General features: G+C 41.9%; 16 protein-coding genes. 6 read left to right on the top strand and 10 right to left on the bottom strand.

Going from position 1 to position 15,587, the window contains the following annotated elements:
- The first annotated feature begins 9 nt into the window (after window positions 1-9).
- A complete protein-coding gene (locus tag BT105_RS03605) occupies window positions 10-702 on the top strand; it encodes a dockerin type I repeat-containing protein (RefSeq protein WP_072299461.1) in 693 nt (230 codons plus the stop codon).
- Window positions 703-808: 106 nt separating this feature from the next.
- Here BT105_RS03605 and BT105_RS03610 read toward each other — a convergent pair whose 3' ends face one another.
- The 4 genes from BT105_RS03610 to BT105_RS03625 form a co-directional block, all read right to left on the bottom strand.
- A complete protein-coding gene (locus tag BT105_RS03610) occupies window positions 809-1,003 on the bottom strand; it encodes a hypothetical protein (protein WP_072299462.1) in 195 nt (64 codons plus the stop codon).
- Window positions 1,004-1,023: 20 nt separating this feature from the next.
- Window positions 1,024-1,797 carry a class I SAM-dependent methyltransferase gene (locus tag BT105_RS03615; protein WP_072299463.1) on the bottom strand — a complete coding sequence of 258 codons (774 nt, stop codon included), beginning with the start codon at window positions 1,795-1,797 and terminating at the stop codon, window positions 1,024-1,026.
- Between the two features lie 118 nt (window positions 1,798-1,915).
- A complete protein-coding gene (locus BT105_RS03620; protein ID WP_072299464.1) occupies window positions 1,916-2,485 on the bottom strand; it encodes a carbonic anhydrase in 570 nt (189 codons plus the stop codon).
- 10 nt (window positions 2,486-2,495) lie between these two features.
- Window positions 2,496-3,635, bottom strand: coding sequence for a glycerate kinase family protein (locus BT105_RS03625; RefSeq protein ID WP_072299465.1), 1,140 nt, complete (start codon window positions 3,633-3,635; stop codon window positions 2,496-2,498).
- Between the two features lie 104 nt (window positions 3,636-3,739).
- On the opposite strand from BT105_RS03625, the gene BT105_RS03630 reads away from it, so the two are divergent.
- From BT105_RS03630 to BT105_RS03640, 3 genes are read left to right on the top strand one after another with little or no spacing between them, the layout of a single operon-like run.
- Window positions 3,740-4,504: an AlkZ-related protein gene (locus BT105_RS03630; RefSeq protein WP_072299466.1), complete on the top strand. Its 765-nt coding sequence runs from the start codon at window positions 3,740-3,742 to the stop codon at window positions 4,502-4,504.
- 12 nt (window positions 4,505-4,516) lie between these two features.
- Window positions 4,517-5,737 carry a YqiA/YcfP family alpha/beta fold hydrolase gene (locus tag BT105_RS03635; protein ID WP_072299467.1) on the top strand — a complete coding sequence of 407 codons (1,221 nt, stop codon included), beginning with the start codon at window positions 4,517-4,519 and terminating at the stop codon, window positions 5,735-5,737.
- Between the two features lie 44 nt (window positions 5,738-5,781).
- Complete coding sequence (locus BT105_RS03640; protein WP_072299468.1) at window positions 5,782-6,246, top strand: hypothetical protein; 465 nt, start codon at window positions 5,782-5,784, stop codon at window positions 6,244-6,246.
- A gap of 181 nt (window positions 6,247-6,427) precedes the next feature.
- Here the strand turns inward: BT105_RS03640 and BT105_RS03645 are convergent, their stop codons facing one another.
- From BT105_RS03645 to BT105_RS03670, 6 genes are all read right to left on the bottom strand, one after another.
- Complete coding sequence (locus BT105_RS03645) at window positions 6,428-9,670, bottom strand: ATP-binding protein (protein ID WP_072299469.1); 3,243 nt, start codon at window positions 9,668-9,670, stop codon at window positions 6,428-6,430.
- A gap of 185 nt (window positions 9,671-9,855) precedes the next feature.
- Entirely contained in the window at window positions 9,856-11,076 is a 1,221-nt protein-coding gene (locus BT105_RS03650; protein ID WP_072299470.1) for a tyrosine-type recombinase/integrase, read from the bottom strand.
- Window positions 11,069-11,290 carry a helix-turn-helix domain-containing protein gene (locus tag BT105_RS03655; RefSeq protein WP_072299471.1) on the bottom strand — a complete coding sequence of 74 codons (222 nt, stop codon included), beginning with the start codon at window positions 11,288-11,290 and terminating at the stop codon, window positions 11,069-11,071. The genes BT105_RS03650 and BT105_RS03655 overlap by 8 nt, the downstream gene beginning before the upstream one ends.
- Before the next feature lie 123 nt (window positions 11,291-11,413).
- A complete protein-coding gene (locus BT105_RS03660) occupies window positions 11,414-11,962 on the bottom strand; it encodes a relaxase/mobilization nuclease domain-containing protein (protein WP_072299472.1) in 549 nt (182 codons plus the stop codon).
- Entirely contained in the window at window positions 11,944-12,231 is a 288-nt protein-coding gene (locus BT105_RS03665) for a DEAD/DEAH box helicase family protein (RefSeq protein ID WP_072299473.1), read from the bottom strand. The genes BT105_RS03660 and BT105_RS03665 overlap by 19 nt, the downstream gene beginning before the upstream one ends.
- Before the next feature lie 224 nt (window positions 12,232-12,455).
- Complete coding sequence (locus BT105_RS03670; protein WP_072299474.1) at window positions 12,456-12,968, bottom strand: hypothetical protein; 513 nt, start codon at window positions 12,966-12,968, stop codon at window positions 12,456-12,458.
- A 320-nt stretch (window positions 12,969-13,288) separates the two neighbouring features.
- On the opposite strand from BT105_RS03670, the gene BT105_RS03675 reads away from it, so the two are divergent.
- Window positions 13,289-14,902 (top strand): AAA family ATPase, encoded by a 1,614-nt coding sequence (locus BT105_RS03675; protein ID WP_072299475.1) that lies wholly within the window; start codon window positions 13,289-13,291, stop codon window positions 14,900-14,902.
- Between the two features lie 378 nt (window positions 14,903-15,280).
- Window positions 15,281-15,565 (top strand): DUF960 domain-containing protein, encoded by a 285-nt coding sequence (locus BT105_RS03680; RefSeq protein WP_072299476.1) that lies wholly within the window; start codon window positions 15,281-15,283, stop codon window positions 15,563-15,565.
- Window positions 15,566-15,587: the final 22 nt, after the last annotated feature.

The raw sequence follows: 15,587 nt of genomic DNA on the forward strand, positions 1-15,587 counted from the left end.
GGAAGTATTATGGATATAAGAAAAATAACTGCATCATTATCAGCGGTGTGTATTCTCGGTAGCGGAATCGCTTTAAACAGTGAGGTATGCATCCAACATTCACTTATTGCAAAAGCAGCGTACTTTGATTCCGGTGAATTCGGTGATGGCCTGAGATGGGAACTGGATGATGAGGGAATACTGAAATTCGGCGGAAGCGGAGAAATAATAGACTGGCCCTGGAGAGAATATGAACCGAGGATATACAGTCAGTGCAGAATAAGAGAAGTAATAATAGACAAAGGAATCACAAAAGTTGGATTTTTTGATTATTCGAACTATGGTCTTGAAAAAATAACAATTCTGAATCCTGATTGTATCATATGTGAAACACCGGATAATGCTGATCCGAAAGATAGTGGAGTCATCAGTAATGTAAGGTTCAATGGTTGTATATACGGTTTCAGCGATTCAACAGCTCAGACTTATGCAGAAAAGCACGGATTTGCCTTTGAAGAGATAGATGCAGCATCTGTCAGAAAAGCAGGTGACATAAACTGCGACGGAGAGTTCAGTATCGCTGACATCGTCCTGCTTCAGAAATGGCTTATTGCCGCTCCTGATACTGAACTTGCAGACTGGAAGGCGGGGGATTTCTGTAATGATGATGTCCTTGATATTTTTGACCTTTGTATTATGAAGCGTGAATATCTGAAACAGTAATTCTGAGAAATTCAATAAGTTGAGAATGTAACTAAGGGCGTTCGTGGTTATATAATTGAAGAATTACCGAATATAAGAAGTAAGGCAGTCCATTACGGACTGCCATTCATTTTCTGTAGAGCTTTGGTATATGGTCTGGGACTATAGAACTGAGATACGTAGTAAATCGTTCAAATCCTTCTTTGTCGAAAACAGCCCATTCCATGTGATATCCTCTTTTATTGATTCCTGCGGACTCTATATATTCCGGACGTTTGTCCTCAGTCACGCGTGACTTGCAGCATTTGCATAAAAAATTCATATCCATTCTCCCTGAAAAAATCATTTTATCCGTTCAAGTATGAGCTTTATGTGAGTATGCTCGGTGAGCTCAAAACCGAAATCTTTTCGTATCTGCCATGAGGTATAGGGAAGTGTGAACACGTCCTTGTATACAAGCCTGTATGAATCGGGTATCCTTTTCATAAGCTCCTCTGTGAAAACAGGGAAGTAGTTCTCGTGGACCTCTCTGTCCCAGTTCTGGGTATACTTGTACTTCAGCAGAAAATGAACGAGCTGGCGCTGCTCCTTGATTTTTCCCCAGACACTTTCAAAGCTCTCCAGCCATTCTGCATATGTACTGTTCCTTATAGCTTCAAGCTGTTCTTTTCTTACAGGAATATTTTCAGCCTGGGAGAACATCATGTCGCGTATGGTCACATACCTGAAACCGCTGCCGAAAACTCTGTCCCAGAACAGGTCTATATCCTTTTCTGTGCCGTAGGAATAGACCTCGTGAATAGTGCTTGAGATATTGATAAGGCTTTCATCAAACGGGATATCTATCTTGTCCCAGTTGTCATAGAACTTCGCGTCAGGGACGTTCTGTCGTGCGGCTTCTATCATCTCGCGGCTGATATCGTAGCCTGAATACTCATAATCGGGAAACATCGGTTTCATAGCCTTGATAAGCTCTCCGTTGGCACAGCCGAAATCAAGGATATATTTAAAGGGCTCGAAAACCTTGTCAATGAAGAACATTTTATCAAGTATCGAGCGCTGCATTCGTGTCAGGTAAATATCCAGATCGGATATACGGTTCATATCTGTATCCATAATGGCTCCCCCTTTTTGAAATCAATTTCAGTTTTTCATTTTCATCAGAATATAAGCGGATATCAGTGACCTTGTTCTTTATATAATTATCACTTGTTTTTTTCAATGAGCTGCTGTATCACAGGAACTCCACTTCGCCGCTTTCAAGGTGATATATAGCTCCGAGGACCTTTAGTCCGTATTCCTCTTCGTCCTTCTGTATTTGCAGGCTGTGCTCGATAATATCGCAGCTGTGCTTTACATTAAGACAGCAGGCTTTTACTTCGTCCTTTTCATCACCGATAGCCTTGACTATCTCGTCGGTGATATACTTGATATAGCCGTCAGGCTCGTGGTTCATAGCGGCGTCAACTGCTCCGCAGTGGTCATGACCGAGAACCACGATAAGTCCCGTACCGAGGTGCTCTGCGGCGTATTCTATGCTGCCAAGCTGATGTGAGTCGATAACATTGCCTGCAACTCTGATAACGAAGAGGTCGCCTATGCCTGCCGAGAATATAAGCTCGGGAACTACCCTCGAATCCGAGCAGGCAATGATAATTGCATAGGGTTTCTGACCGCTGTTGCTGAACTTCAGGAGTGTATCAGGCGAAACATCGCTTGTTAGTTCATGGGACTCCATATATTTCTGATTGCCGATGATAAGACGTTTCTTTGCTTCTTCGGCTGTTATTCTGTATGACTCCATAGCTGTTACCTCACTTTGAAAATAGTTTTATGGTTCTGAATACCTGTTCTGCTGTATCGGCAAGATTACGGTAAGCATTAGTCCTGTCCATAGCCTGTTCAAGTGTCGATACCGCCCTTAATACAGGGAAGTATGCGTCTATACCGTTTTGGTTGCAAAGCTCCGCTCCGCTTTTAACTGCTCCGCTGAATGCAATAACAGGCTTTCCGTATTTCTTGGCTATCCTTGCGATTCCCACGGGAGCTTTTCCCATAGCGGTCTGACTGTCGAGACAGCCCTCGCCTGTGACGACTATATCTGCGTCTTTTATTGCGGCTTCAAGCTTTGTTTCGCGTATCATCAGGTCGATACCTGATTCAAATTCAGCGCCGAGATAATACATCAGCGCAAAGCCAAGTCCGCCTGCCGCACCTGCACCTGCGGTATCGGGAGAAGCCGCAGGGTTATAGTTTTTGGTGAGTTCTGCGTAGTTTTTCATAGCGATGTCCATAATCACTATTGATGTCCCACAGACAAATTTCTGCGGACCGAATACGACGCTGCACCCGTTTTCACCGCATAGCGGATTGGTAACGTCGCAGGCAACATGAAAACGACATTCCTTTAGTTCGGGTATAACATTGTCGTCGGTTATGCGGACGAGCTGCATAAGTCCTTTTGCACCGTATCCTACCTGCTGACCTTTATCGTCAAGCATACCGAAACCGAGAGCCTGCAAACAACCGATGCCGCCGTCGTTGGTGGCGCTTCCGCCTATGCCGATTATGAAGTTACGGCAGCCGCGCTTTATGGCGTCGAGTATGAGCTCGCCTGTACCGTAAGTGGTGGTGTGCATCGGAGCGTCCACAAATTGTGGGATCAGAGTAAGCCCCGAAGCGGCAGCCATTTCGATAACTGCGGTATTGTCTGGGAGAACGCCGTATTTTGCGGTGATAGGCTTGCCCAAGGGATTAGAGACCTCAGCTTCGCATAATTGTCCGTTCATTCCGCTTACGAGAGCTTCAACAGTTCCTTCGCCGCCGTCGGCAACAGGTTTTATTATGGTATCAGCGTCGGGAAAAACGCGGCGTATTCCCTCTGATACAGCATTTCCTGCTTCGATTGAGGAAATGCTGCCTTTGAATGAATCCATTGCGATAACTGCTTTCATTTTGCTCCTCCGATGTTTTTGTTGATTATATTATAACATTTTTCAAATGTGTTGTAAATAGAGTATCGGTGTGCTATAATTAAGAAAAAACATAGGAGCAGATTATGTCAGTAGAAAACGGTGAATGGATAATGCACGGGCTTGCGTGGGACGATCCATACAGGATACGCAGTCCTAAAGAGCTTGTGAACTGGATAAATGAAGTGGGATTTCTGCCTTTGTTCGGCAATGGAGTCAAGGGCTTTTCAGTAGAGGAGCACGTTGCTTCTGATTACTGGTGGACTGGTGACAGGGAGCAGGATCCATGGGAATGGCGTGAGATAATTGCCGCAGGTCATGAGGTTGCCTACGGGAAGTTCTTTGACAAGAAAGCAGGCTTCATCAGCCTTGAATGGCTGCCATATTTTGCCAATTACAGGCGTGACGGCTACGACTTTGACTCCGCATGGGAGGACAGCAAGGTCAACCGCCGTGAGAAGCTGATAATGGACGTTCTTACCGATACTGACGGCGACGGGGATATCGTGTGGACCGACAAGCAGATACTTTCAACGGAGCTGAAACAGATTGCAGGCTTCGGAAAGGGCGGAGAGAAGAACTTCCCGGGTATCACAACAGACCTGATGATGAAGACTTATCTTGTTACTGCTGATTTTCATAGGCGCAGGAACAAGAAAGGTGCAGAGTACGGTATGGCTGTATCGGTATTGTTGCCGCCAGAGGCTGTATGGGGCTATGACGCGGTCACTTCCGCATACAGTGAAGCTCCGCATGATTCATGGGAGCGCATAATAAACAGAGTTAAAGAGCTTTATCCCGACGCTGATGAAGCTGAGATAATAAGGCTTATCGGGAAAGAGCCGAAATAAGGGAATGATAATATGAAGATACTGAATTTACACGGCTTCATGGGCGAAGCCGATAACAAGAATTACAAGGCGCTTTGTGAGATGTTTCCTTCGGAGGATATCATTTCGCCGAAGATAGATTATATAAACACTGCTCCCGAGGAACTGATGAAAAGTTTTTCGGATATAGCTGATACCGATGATTTTATCTTTGTGGGGCAGAGTTTGGGCGGCTGGTATGCGGACAAGCTGAGCAGAAAGTTCAAGCGTCCCTGCATACTTACAAATCCATGCTATTATCCACATGAACTGGAGCTTATATCGACTTCGGGCATTCCTGCGGAGTTTCTGGAGCAGTACCGTGCTATGTCTGCCCATGATAGTAACGAGCGGGCTTATACACTTTGCAGTGACGCTGATACCATTCTTCCCGATAACTTCTCAAACTGCAAAAAGCTGTCGGAGCTGGTAGTAAGAGTTCACGGCAGCCACAGCACTATTGAAAATGTGGGGGAGCATATTTCCGGGCTGCTCACTGAGATACAGAACGACAGCCTGCTCCTGTTTTTAGGCAGAGGCTCGGCATTTGCAGACGAGCATAATTCTGCATTCTTTGCACAGGATAACGAGCTTGTTCTCATTGACTGCCCTGCAACTTCCTATCAGAAGGTCAAGAAGATGAACTGGGAGCAGTACGATAATATCTATATCCTCATTACTCATACTCACGGCGACCATAGCGGGGGAGTGGGTACTATGCTGCAATACGTCTGGTTTGCCAGCTATATGAAAAAGAAAGTCACTATTGTTGCACCTTCGGAAGAAGTTAAGGAGGACCTGCTCCTGCTCCTTATGAGGATAGAGGGCTGCGAGCAGGAGTGGTTCGATATTATTACTGCTGATGAGCTCAATAAGAAGTGGTTCATTGCAGCAGTGCCTACTGCTCACGTTAAGCCGCTGGAGGGCAGGTGCTTCGGATATCATCTGAATATCCGCGGGAATAATGTAGTCTACACAGGTGATACGGCTACCCTTGAGCCATTCAAGTCGCTGCTGAAAAGGGACTCGTTCCTGTATACAGAGGCGGCGTATTATAAAAGTGCAGTTCATATGTATCTGAAAGATATGCTTGCGGAGTATATAAGCCTTGCGGAAAGCGGCGTTCACGTCTATCTCATGCACCTTGATGTGGAGGACGAAATAAAGAAAATGACAGCCGATACGCCTTTGAAGCTTGCACAACTTTATGACTAAGACAATATGACGAAAAATATACAAGCAGGAGCAGCATTGATGATATGAAAAATCATTTTTATTATCTGATAACAAATACAAGAAAAGAACGCAGGCTGTCAGTGGAAGATGTTAAGTTTATTCTTGAACACTGCGGTTATAAAGCACAAATGTTCGATACACAGTTTGAAATGGGTGCTAAGCGCTGGAGCAAGCGTAGGGAGTTCACAAATGCTTTGATAGACAGTGGGCTCACATATTTTGCATACATCAAATTCTATAAAGAAGGCGATAATTCCTATGCTCTTGTAGCAGGAAAGACTAAGGTAACGGAGTACTATCGTACAGATATTTGTTTTACCAAGAGCGAGAAGTTCAAGGGCAAAGCTAAGGCGTTCCTGAGAGATAATAACCTTGAATGGGACACAGAAAAGATCATGGTCGTTATTCCAAAGAATACTAAAAGCGAGCAGGAAGCCATAGACATCGAAAGGGAGATTACAGGCTTATTAGGTCTGTATTCAAGCTGAATCATCCTGACAGATTTGACAGGACTAAATGGAATGGACAGAATCTGCTTGGATATGCATTGATGATGGTTCGGGAGGAACTATAATATTTGATATCCTGAGAATAGCTGAATATAAGACTCTAAGGCAGCCAGATATGGCTGCCTTTTGTCATGCGTACAGTGTGGAAAACTAAGCAGGCTTATTTCTTATTGTTATCATCTTTTGTATAGGGCTTGATCCAAGAATTGGTGTTGTGTGTTTTGTTTTGCTTAAAATACATCAGTTTTTTATATGGCTGCTTAGCGAGGGAAGGATTCCAACTTGGTACTGTAAATGATGTACGGTTATTTTTTCCTTGTTCGTACAATGGCTTATATGTCTGGGAAACCGGTATATTTCCAATCCTCGTATTTTGTCCAAATTTAATGTCGTTTTCAGAGATGGGAGAAGTGGGATTCGTAGCCGGCTGTACAGAATCAATTGAATCTTTTTTCTTTTCTTCAGCAGGAGCTGCCGGACCTGCTCCGTAATTGAGCGGAGGCGGAAGTATTTCCTTGAAAGGCGTATATTTCTCAGGCACTTTACCATGTACAATAGCAGGTTGATTAGATTTGGTTTTCTTGCTGTACAGCTCGGAGCTTATGATACACTCCTGCTGCTGCATCTGAGCAAAAATATGACGTTTTGACTCATTCATATTGAGTTCTTTCATAACATCTGGGATAGAAGTGGAAAGTGGCTTGAAGAAGACCTTTGTTTTGGCGTTATTGAGTGTAGACCATTCATCCGAGTGAGATAACTCAAATCCCTGTGTTGCACCAATAATATTTATCTTGCTTTTTCTTCCCTGAGTAAAGATCATGTTGATTATGCCATCTTCTTTGAGGTTCTGATCAAATATTTCATCAATGCACAGCCAGAGGCTTGAATATTTGTGTTTGGTATGATAGAGATACAGGGAGGCTAATAATATATCAAACAGCTTTTTGCCTTGTTTTTCAATGACTGTATCTACTGAAAAAACAAGTATTTTTTGGGGCGTATTAAGGTAATCACCCCATGTCTTCTCATAATTTATATGTCCGCTGAGAGATACAAGCAATGGGAGTAGTTTATCTCGAAGGGCAGTAATTGTTGAACCATCGTTTTTTAGGAGATTAAGGATATCTTCTGGGGAAACCTTTCCGTTTTTTTCAAGAGAAACGATGTTTTCAAAGATAAGTGTTTTTAGCTTTGCATTTTGCGCATCTGTGGCGTCATAAACAGCTGAGCGCAGTATACTGAATATATGGTTGGCTTTGCTGTCTTTTCTGCTTAATTCTGCAATAGAGAGCGGATCTATCGGAAACCCTTGTTTTTCTAGATTGAATATCTCAATATTGTTCTTTACAAACTCTTCGGACAATGCTCCCTCAAGTTCAGAGAGTGTGTTTGAACCGCTGGAATCCAGTATGACGACTCGCTCACCTGCTTCAGCAAGATAGGCTGCTGTTCTTATCATAAAATAAGATTTTCCAGAGGCTGATTCTCCTGTTATAAGCATATGGTTATTGGCTTTGGCGCCTGTTTCGATTATTCGGCCTGCCCATGCATCTGCTGTTTCATTTTTTACAAATGGAATGAAGTTATTTGATTTTACTGAAGACAGCTGGTGGAAGAATTCATCACCTTCAGCTTTGTTTATTGCGATCTGGCTATTTTTAGAAAGAATGTCTCTGGAAATCTTATAGCGATACAGCTGGCGTGGCTGTGAAGAGGCGTCTAAATACTGAATCCTGCAGCAGTAATGATATCCACCTGACAGTATTCCCGTCCTATGGAGTGTTTTTACAAGGGGGCGGTGTTTGATAGCGATATCCATGTTTGGAATTATAAATGTATCTAAAGCGGTAGGCGCAATATAGACATAGTCAGAATCAGTAAGGACGATTTCATCTGTTATATCATATTTTATAAATCCTGAAAGCGGCATGCATTTGAAATGATTTGTAAGAGCATTGTTAAGCTGATCGGTAAAGCTGTCAATTATTCTCTTTACGGTATACTGTCCGCTTCTGTCTATTTTTGTAAGAAAACTGTTTATGTTGTTCTTATCTTCTTCTGTGAAAAAAGTAACATATGGCTGAGAAAGATCGGTTCCAGATTCTTTGAAAAGAATATAATTGAATAACTCCATGGCTGTATTTACCATGTAGAAGGTATCCTGTACTTCACTTGGGATAGGGTCATGAGGTTTGTTTTTTTGAATAATCAGAAAATCTTTGTAGCTTTTTAGCGCATCATCAATATTTTTTAAGTTAAAAAAAGAAATGATAGAGGCGTCGAGTTCCTTAATTAGTGAGACCACTTGGCTATAATCATAATTAGGGCTAAGCTTGTCATAATTGAGTGTATAGTATCTTTCAGGAGCAATGCCGTATTGAGAAAATGAGGATAACACAGTAATTATCTGCTTTGAGGTGGGAAGTTCGTAAGATGATTTGATTAAATGATTGGAAAGCTCTGAAAGCGATGAGGAAAGATTCTTATATTGTTCGTCTGATTCAAAATCGTAAATCAGAGCAATTCCGTCGGAAATATCGGTGATTCTTTTTAGCAGTTTATCATGAGCCATATTTAAATTCAGGATGTCGATGTCACTACTGTTATTTGTTTTTAGTAAAGCAGAAATAAGAGTGGTGTTTGCGCCTTTGGTTGTTTCGAGAACGAAAAGTTGATTAGGCCTAAGCTGATTCATATAGCAAAAACGCAGTGTTAAGCTGGATATGCGCAGCGCGACTAGAAGTTTGAACTCCCATGAGGCAGGAAGAATATTGTTGATTTGGGGAAGTAAACGCTCACGGTATCCGAAAGGAACAGAAAATGATCTTTGTGATATGCTCGGCGGAAGATACTGCTTGAAAACCTCTGGATATCTGTCTTGACATTCGAATTCGACTGATCCAGTTATATTTATATTCCAACCTTGAAATGGGTATGTGAAAATAGTGTGTTGCTGCCCACAATTCAAAATAAGGAAAAAAAGAAATTCATTTACCACATTATCTTTGGTGTTTGATATTCTGAAACCAGCAGGAAGAAAAAAGTATTCTTGAAGCTTCTTCTTCATAAACTGCGTAAATGGAATTACTGTTGAAAGAGGAGAAGAACTACCGCTAAAATAATTAACTATCATAAAATTGAAGCGCCCGAACTTGTCGGAATCGACAATAGTGACTTCTTGTATGTCCATTGGAAATAAAATCGTAGGTCTGCTGATTCCATGAATATCTGTTCGCATATAATACCATAAACCGTCTTTTCCTTCGGTGAACCAATCTCTTTTTATAGAGGATTTGTACACAGGAAGCTCTAATATATGGTCGTACATTATGTCATCGAGGACAGGATTGACAGAGGTAGCGGGCGAACCTGTATTAGCAGGCGGCTGCTGATTATTCATATAATCACTCCTTTAAGAATATAAAATAACATAAAATATAGATACCAAATAATATTTAAGAACAAAATAAAATATTTATTATAATAAAAATTGAAATTATAAATATTTTAGTACCTGATAAAAAGGTAAAATAAATATTTAAAATGTTTTTTTTATTTGTGAGGGGCATAAAGCCCCTCACTGTATTATCCTGCATTGTTGATAAGTTCATTGCAGACGGCATTCATGCCAGCAAGAGCAGTACTTTTAGTCGCTAGATCGCTGCCGATATAATAGCAGGCGCTAACATTTAAAGAACTATGGCCCAGTATGGCAGACAACTGTTTCAGGTCCATATTGGCTGCTCCGATAGTTGCGAAGCTCTTGCGGAGCAGGTGAGGATGGAAACTTTCGATTCCTGCTTTTTGAGCAATTGCTTGCGACCATACTCGTATCGTCTGAGGATCGACAAATCCACCGAGCTCGTTTGAGAAAACAAATGGATCTCTTTCATATGCTCCGCAGGCTCTGACAGCATCCATGTCCTGACGGCGGAAGTGATCATGCAGGAGCTTTACGAGTTCGTCTGACAAAGGTATTTGTCGCGACTTCGAGTTCTTTGTCGGTCCTACACGCAGAACCGTTTTCTTGTCGGAGCTAAGATCGCGGTTAGTGATTCTGTTCAACGATCCCTCAATTGCAAGGTATGTAATGCCGTTTTCTGTTCTGAGAGAGCTTCTGCGGAGAGCTGCAAGCTCACCTATGCGGCAGCCTGTCATGAAGGCAAGCGGGAAGAATATCTCCCAGCGTTCACCACGGCTAGTTTCGATGAGAGCCTTTATCTGATCGACGTTGAGATACTCCACCGGCTTCTGTTCAAGCTTGGGAAGAACAACATAATCAGCAGCATTCTTGTCTATGATGCCCGCACCAATAGCAGTTCTCAGGCTTTTCCGAACCATAAGTATCAGTGAACGAACCGTCTTTGGACTCATGCCGCCACCGTCACGAATGTTCCCGTCGGTCAGAAGATATCCAATGAAAGCTTGGAGATTGCACACGTTAAGGTTCTTTAGCCTTATTCTGCCGATTTTATTCTGAGCAATGTGCTGATTTATATAGCATGCATAGCCTGTGCGTGTACTTTCCTTGATATTCAGACAGAAAGTTTTAAGCCAGTAAATAAGCCACTCTGCAAGCGTTATATCGTTGTCGCAGATTCCTGAATTGTTGTGGTTTCCATATTTTCTCACCGTTTCATCACGCCAATCCTCTGCCTGCGACTTCTTTTTGAAGTTCTTGCTTATCCTGCGCTTTCCGCTTGGACGAGATAAGTCTGTGATCCATACCTCGGCTCGGAATGGCAGGTTCTTGGAGGGATATTTCGGCTTGTATACGGTGCCTGTGCCGTTTCCACCCTTACTCATTACAACCGCCTCCATTGTCAGAAATTATAGTGTTCTCACGTATCATCTCGCGCAGAGCTTCAACCGATATGTAGACGTTTCTGCAATGGGGAAAGCGTACAACAGGAATGGTTTTATTTTTTATCCAACTGTACATCGTTGTTCTGCCTACGCCCAGGAGCTGGCAGGCTTCCGTAGGCGTTATGAGTAGTTTATTGGTCAGTGTATTTTTCATTTTATTTTGTCCTTTCATACAGAAAAAGGACCTGAATCGTTCAATCTTTAGGTATATGATACCATAAGTTTGAACGTAATTCAAGTCCTTTTTGTTAATAATCACTGCTTAGCAGTGTGCTTGTTAGAATTCGTGTTGAGGCGAAAACTCCCTGTAAAATCTTTTCTCCTCATTCTTGTTCTCATCCTCGTTGAAGTTGTAATCCGGATCGAAAGCGCACTTCTCACCAGTGACATCTGCAATACGCTGAGCTATCAGGAAATTCAGCTTATTGTCGGGACGAAGCAAAGTGCCGTCCTTGAAATTCGTTGTGCTCACCGCGATATGAACGTGATAATCGGAGTCGCCGCGCGTTTCTCTGTGGACGACGAGGAAAGCCATATGCTCCTCGATAAGCGGCTGAAGCACTTCATTCACTATACGAAAAGCAGTCCACTCGTCTGGAGCCGTATCTCTTGAAAATGAGATGATGTAATGAATGACAAGGTTCTTGTCAGCGTTTCCGAAGAACTTGGCAACAAGCCAGAACATATCAGCGATGGCCGCTGGATCTTTTGAGCATACGCCGTATGGCTTGCCAAGGATCATACGGTCGTCTCCCAAATATTTGAAAAGATTATCAAGATAATCCTTTCCTCCTTCCGAGTGTGTTGTTACGACAAGGATTTCCATAACTGATATACCTCCTTAAGTATTCTGTCAGCTTCATCGGGCTGATCATTCATCAGCTCTTGGTATCTGACGTTTGCCTTATCCTGGAGATTCACCAGGAGCTCAGGCGTCAACATTACAGGCTTGTTTTTCAAGCGCTGTTCTGCTTCGGCTGTACGGCTGATGCCCTTTGCCTTTGCAGCCTCTGCCAGCTCGTCCTTGAGCTCCTGTGGAACTCTTATAGGAAGCGGCACTCTTGTGTACTTCTGTTTGTTTGGATTTTCTTTCATGAAAATACCTCCTTTTTAATTTAAATGTATTACACAGTTATGCTTACAAATAATTATTATTATATTAAATATATCATGATATTTAGATATAATAATTACAGGATACTTCGTATAAGACAACTTGTAATACATTTTACTAAATAGGTGGATTCAAAAACATAAAATATTATAAAGTTTCTAGCTTTATTTATCAACATAGGAGTAAGCGATGAGTCCAAGCTGAATTACCGTATATACTTAAAGTCATAGTCGGATCGAAGCTCCTGCAGCCGATCCTTCCAACTGTATAGGCAAAAGTCAACTTCGCCCACAAGTAAATAGTATTCCATAGAGTTGAAAACGCACTCTCTAACCTCCTTGTCGATTCCCTCTACATGGACTAAACGTTTTTCTATAACCGGCAGATCATTCTCACAATTGTGGGCAAGGAATATTTCAGTTGAGGCAACATCGTTTGCCCTCGTAAGCAACGAATAGCTGCTGAAGTATGCGTCTTCTATGTCTTTTTCAACAAACCGACGCCAATGCTTGTTAGCCTCCATGACCAGCAGAACAATGTAGAGGATAGGTGCCTTTCCAGATATGTGTTTGAAAGTAATGGTGCGTGCTTTGATGTCTACTGTGACGCTGCCGACGCATTTAGGGTCATTATGCCAAATGCATTCATCCGGATCGTAGGGCCATACCTCAAATTTACTTGTTATTTTTCCTTTAGGAGCAGATTTTGTTTTTCTCATATTTGTCTCCTTTCTCACTTTTGATAGAAATTTATGATGAACTCGTATTTCAAAATAATAATATATATATTTATTAGCAAAATAATTGGGATATGACATACAAAACAATACAGATTGAAAAAGGCGCCTGCGGGCGCCTGAGTTTTTATTGGTAAATTACTGCCCTTTTATAATAGGAAAGAATGGTCTTTTTATATAGCCAAACAGACTTTGGGACTTTAAGGCACATTATATAAAAGATTTGTATAAACAGTCTTGATATTTCTGATAATTAATGATATAATGAGTACAATGGATACTAAAGAAAGGAGCAATGACATATGGGCATATATGTAAACCCTGGAAATAGTGCATTTCAGAGGATAAATAATTCCGAATATGTTGATAAGACCAAGCTTATCGACTTGATGAATGCAAGGATCGGTACTAATAATAATCTTGTTTGCATAAGCAGACCTCGGCGCTTTGGAAAATCATTCGCTGCACAAACTCTGTCAGCTTATTATGACTGCTCATGTGATTCCCACGCTCTCTTTGATGATAAGAAAATTGCCAAGTGTGCGTCATATACAGAGCATCTGAATCAATATAACGTCATTTGCTTTGATGTAACAAGCTTTATCTCTGTTGCAAGAAGAACTCAGCATCCGCTTTCTGATGTACCTAATATGATAACAGAAGCACTTCAAAAGGAACTGGTCGAAACTCATTCACACCTCAGGCCTGATATGTCCCTGACAGAGTGTATTCTGCGATGCGTTGAGGAAACTAAAGATGAACCGGAACGAAAGTTTGTATTTATAATAGATGAATGGGATGCAGTAATAAGAGAAGCAAAAGACGAACCTGCAACCCAGAAACAATATCTCGACCTACTGCGTGAATGGTTCAAAAACATAGCTTTCACGCCCAAAGTTGTAGCTGCTGCCTATATGACAGGTATTCTTCCAATAAAGAAAGACGGCTCTCAGTCTGCAATATCTGATTTTGAGGAGTTCACAATGGTGAATCCCCGTGATTTTGGCGGATATGTCGGATTTACCGAAGATGAAGTGCGTGAGCTTTGTAAAAAGAAAAATGTTGATTTTGTGCTGATGAAGCAATGGTATGACGGATATTCGTTCAAAGGAGCAGGCTCAGTATACAATCCCAACTCGGTTATGAAAGCTGCTGAATATGGTGATTTTGATTCCTACTGGACGGAAACATCGGCTGCTGAAGGACTTATGGAATACATCAGCCATGACTATAACGGACTGACTAAAACTATCGCCGAGCTTATAGCAGGGATAGATGTAAAGGTCAGCGTAACAGGATTTGCCAATGACCTGACAACATTCCGTGGAAAAGACGATGTGCTCACGCTTATGATACATCTCGGCTATCTTGCGTATGATTCGTTAAATAAAACAGTTCGTATTCCGAATGAAGAAATAAAGCTTGAATTCCAGAAGGCTGTCAAGGAAGTAAAGCATACCGCAACTCTTGAACGCCTCAGAGCAAGCGAACAGCTTTTTCTTGATACTATCGAAGGCAACGAAGAAGCTGTCGCAGAGCAGATAGAGAAAATACACATGGAGGAGACCTCTCCTATTCATTACAACAAAGAGGATAGCCTTCGCAGTGTTATCAAGCTTGCTTACTATACCTATTGTGACAACTATGTCCAGTGGGAGGAGCTTCCTGCCGGAGCAGGCTATGCAGACGTTGCTTACCTGCCTAAATACGATTCGGGTTATCCCATACTTGTTATCGAGTTAAAATGGAACAAGGATGCCGAAACTGCTATCCAGCAGATAAAAAACAGGCACTATCCCGACTCATTCAAGGGGCTTGGCAGGGAAATAATTCTTGTTGGTATCACCTACGACAAAGACGCTCCTGCCGGAAACAGAAAGCATATATGCAAAATTGAGAAAGTTGAAATGGAATAGTATTAATATTACAAGTGTCGCATAATGCGGCACTTTGTTTTGCCAGAAAGGGCAAAATGAGTTTGACATAAAGAAATATGCAGCGCAAATCCTATATTTTAAAAAGAATTTGCACTTCCTGAACAAAGTTCAGGGCAATAACCGCCTAACGTCAGTTATTGAGTACACATTAATTATAACGCATATAATTTAGCCCATATCGATTAATTATGTGAATCGATATGGGCTTTTTATGTATTTTAAAAGCAGACACTTGCAAAAAATTAACTGAATTATTGCCTGGATATAGTCTGCTCCGAGAATTTCTCTTTTCCGCATACATATTATTATGATGATACCATTTTCATGGTAATCAGATTTGGAAAGGAGGCGCTGAACGTGTTCGACAACAACCGATATCTCACCTGTGGAGTTGACCACATTATACCACTGGAACTGCAATTGTTTCTATGGATATGCGTCGATGGACTCCCCGAGCCAAGAGATCATTTACAGATATTTGATTTGAAGCGGGTAGGGAGTATGCAGAGCATAACCCATAGAAGCGAGGAGCCAGAATACCAAAAGGACTATATTATGCCGTCGAATAGTCCGGTAATAGCAAAAATCTATGTTATAGATGACGGCACCCAATCGACAATGTTATTAGCTGAGGAGTATTGAATTTAATGCCAGCCGTGAGGCT

This window comes from Ruminococcus flavefaciens, assembly GCF_900119075.1.
Lineage (GTDB): Bacteria > Bacillota > Clostridia > Oscillospirales > Ruminococcaceae > Ruminococcus > Ruminococcus flavefaciens_Q.

Excerpts from the sequence above, each read along its gene's own strand:
- BT105_RS03605 (WP_072299461.1), top strand. The coding sequence starts at position 10 with ATGGATATAAGAAAAATAACTGCATCATTATCAGCGGTGTGTATTCTC.
- BT105_RS03610 (WP_072299462.1), bottom strand. The coding sequence starts at position 1,003 with ATGAATTTTTTATGCAAATGCTGCAAGTCACGCGTGACTGAGGACAAA.
- BT105_RS03615 (WP_072299463.1), bottom strand. The coding sequence starts at position 1,797 with ATGGATACAGATATGAACCGTATATCCGATCTGGATATTTACCTGACA.
- BT105_RS03620 (WP_072299464.1), bottom strand. The coding sequence starts at position 2,485 with ATGGAGTCATACAGAATAACAGCCGAAGAAGCAAAGAAACGTCTTATC.
- BT105_RS03625 (WP_072299465.1), bottom strand. The coding sequence starts at position 3,635 with ATGAAAGCAGTTATCGCAATGGATTCATTCAAAGGCAGCATTTCCTCA.
- BT105_RS03630 (WP_072299466.1), top strand. The coding sequence starts at position 3,740 with ATGTCAGTAGAAAACGGTGAATGGATAATGCACGGGCTTGCGTGGGAC.
- BT105_RS03635 (WP_072299467.1), top strand. The coding sequence starts at position 4,517 with ATGAAGATACTGAATTTACACGGCTTCATGGGCGAAGCCGATAACAAG.
- BT105_RS03640 (WP_072299468.1), top strand. The coding sequence starts at position 5,782 with ATGAAAAATCATTTTTATTATCTGATAACAAATACAAGAAAAGAACGC.
- BT105_RS03645 (WP_072299469.1), bottom strand. The coding sequence starts at position 9,670 with ATGAATAATCAGCAGCCGCCTGCTAATACAGGTTCGCCCGCTACCTCT.
- BT105_RS03650 (WP_072299470.1), bottom strand. The coding sequence starts at position 11,076 with ATGAGTAAGGGTGGAAACGGCACAGGCACCGTATACAAGCCGAAATAT.
- BT105_RS03655 (WP_072299471.1), bottom strand. The coding sequence starts at position 11,290 with ATGAAAAATACACTGACCAATAAACTACTCATAACGCCTACGGAAGCC.
- BT105_RS03660 (WP_072299472.1), bottom strand. The coding sequence starts at position 11,962 with ATGGAAATCCTTGTCGTAACAACACACTCGGAAGGAGGAAAGGATTAT.
- BT105_RS03665 (WP_072299473.1), bottom strand. The coding sequence starts at position 12,231 with ATGAAAGAAAATCCAAACAAACAGAAGTACACAAGAGTGCCGCTTCCT.
- BT105_RS03670 (WP_072299474.1), bottom strand. The coding sequence starts at position 12,968 with ATGAGAAAAACAAAATCTGCTCCTAAAGGAAAAATAACAAGTAAATTT.
- BT105_RS03675 (WP_072299475.1), top strand. The coding sequence starts at position 13,289 with ATGGGCATATATGTAAACCCTGGAAATAGTGCATTTCAGAGGATAAAT.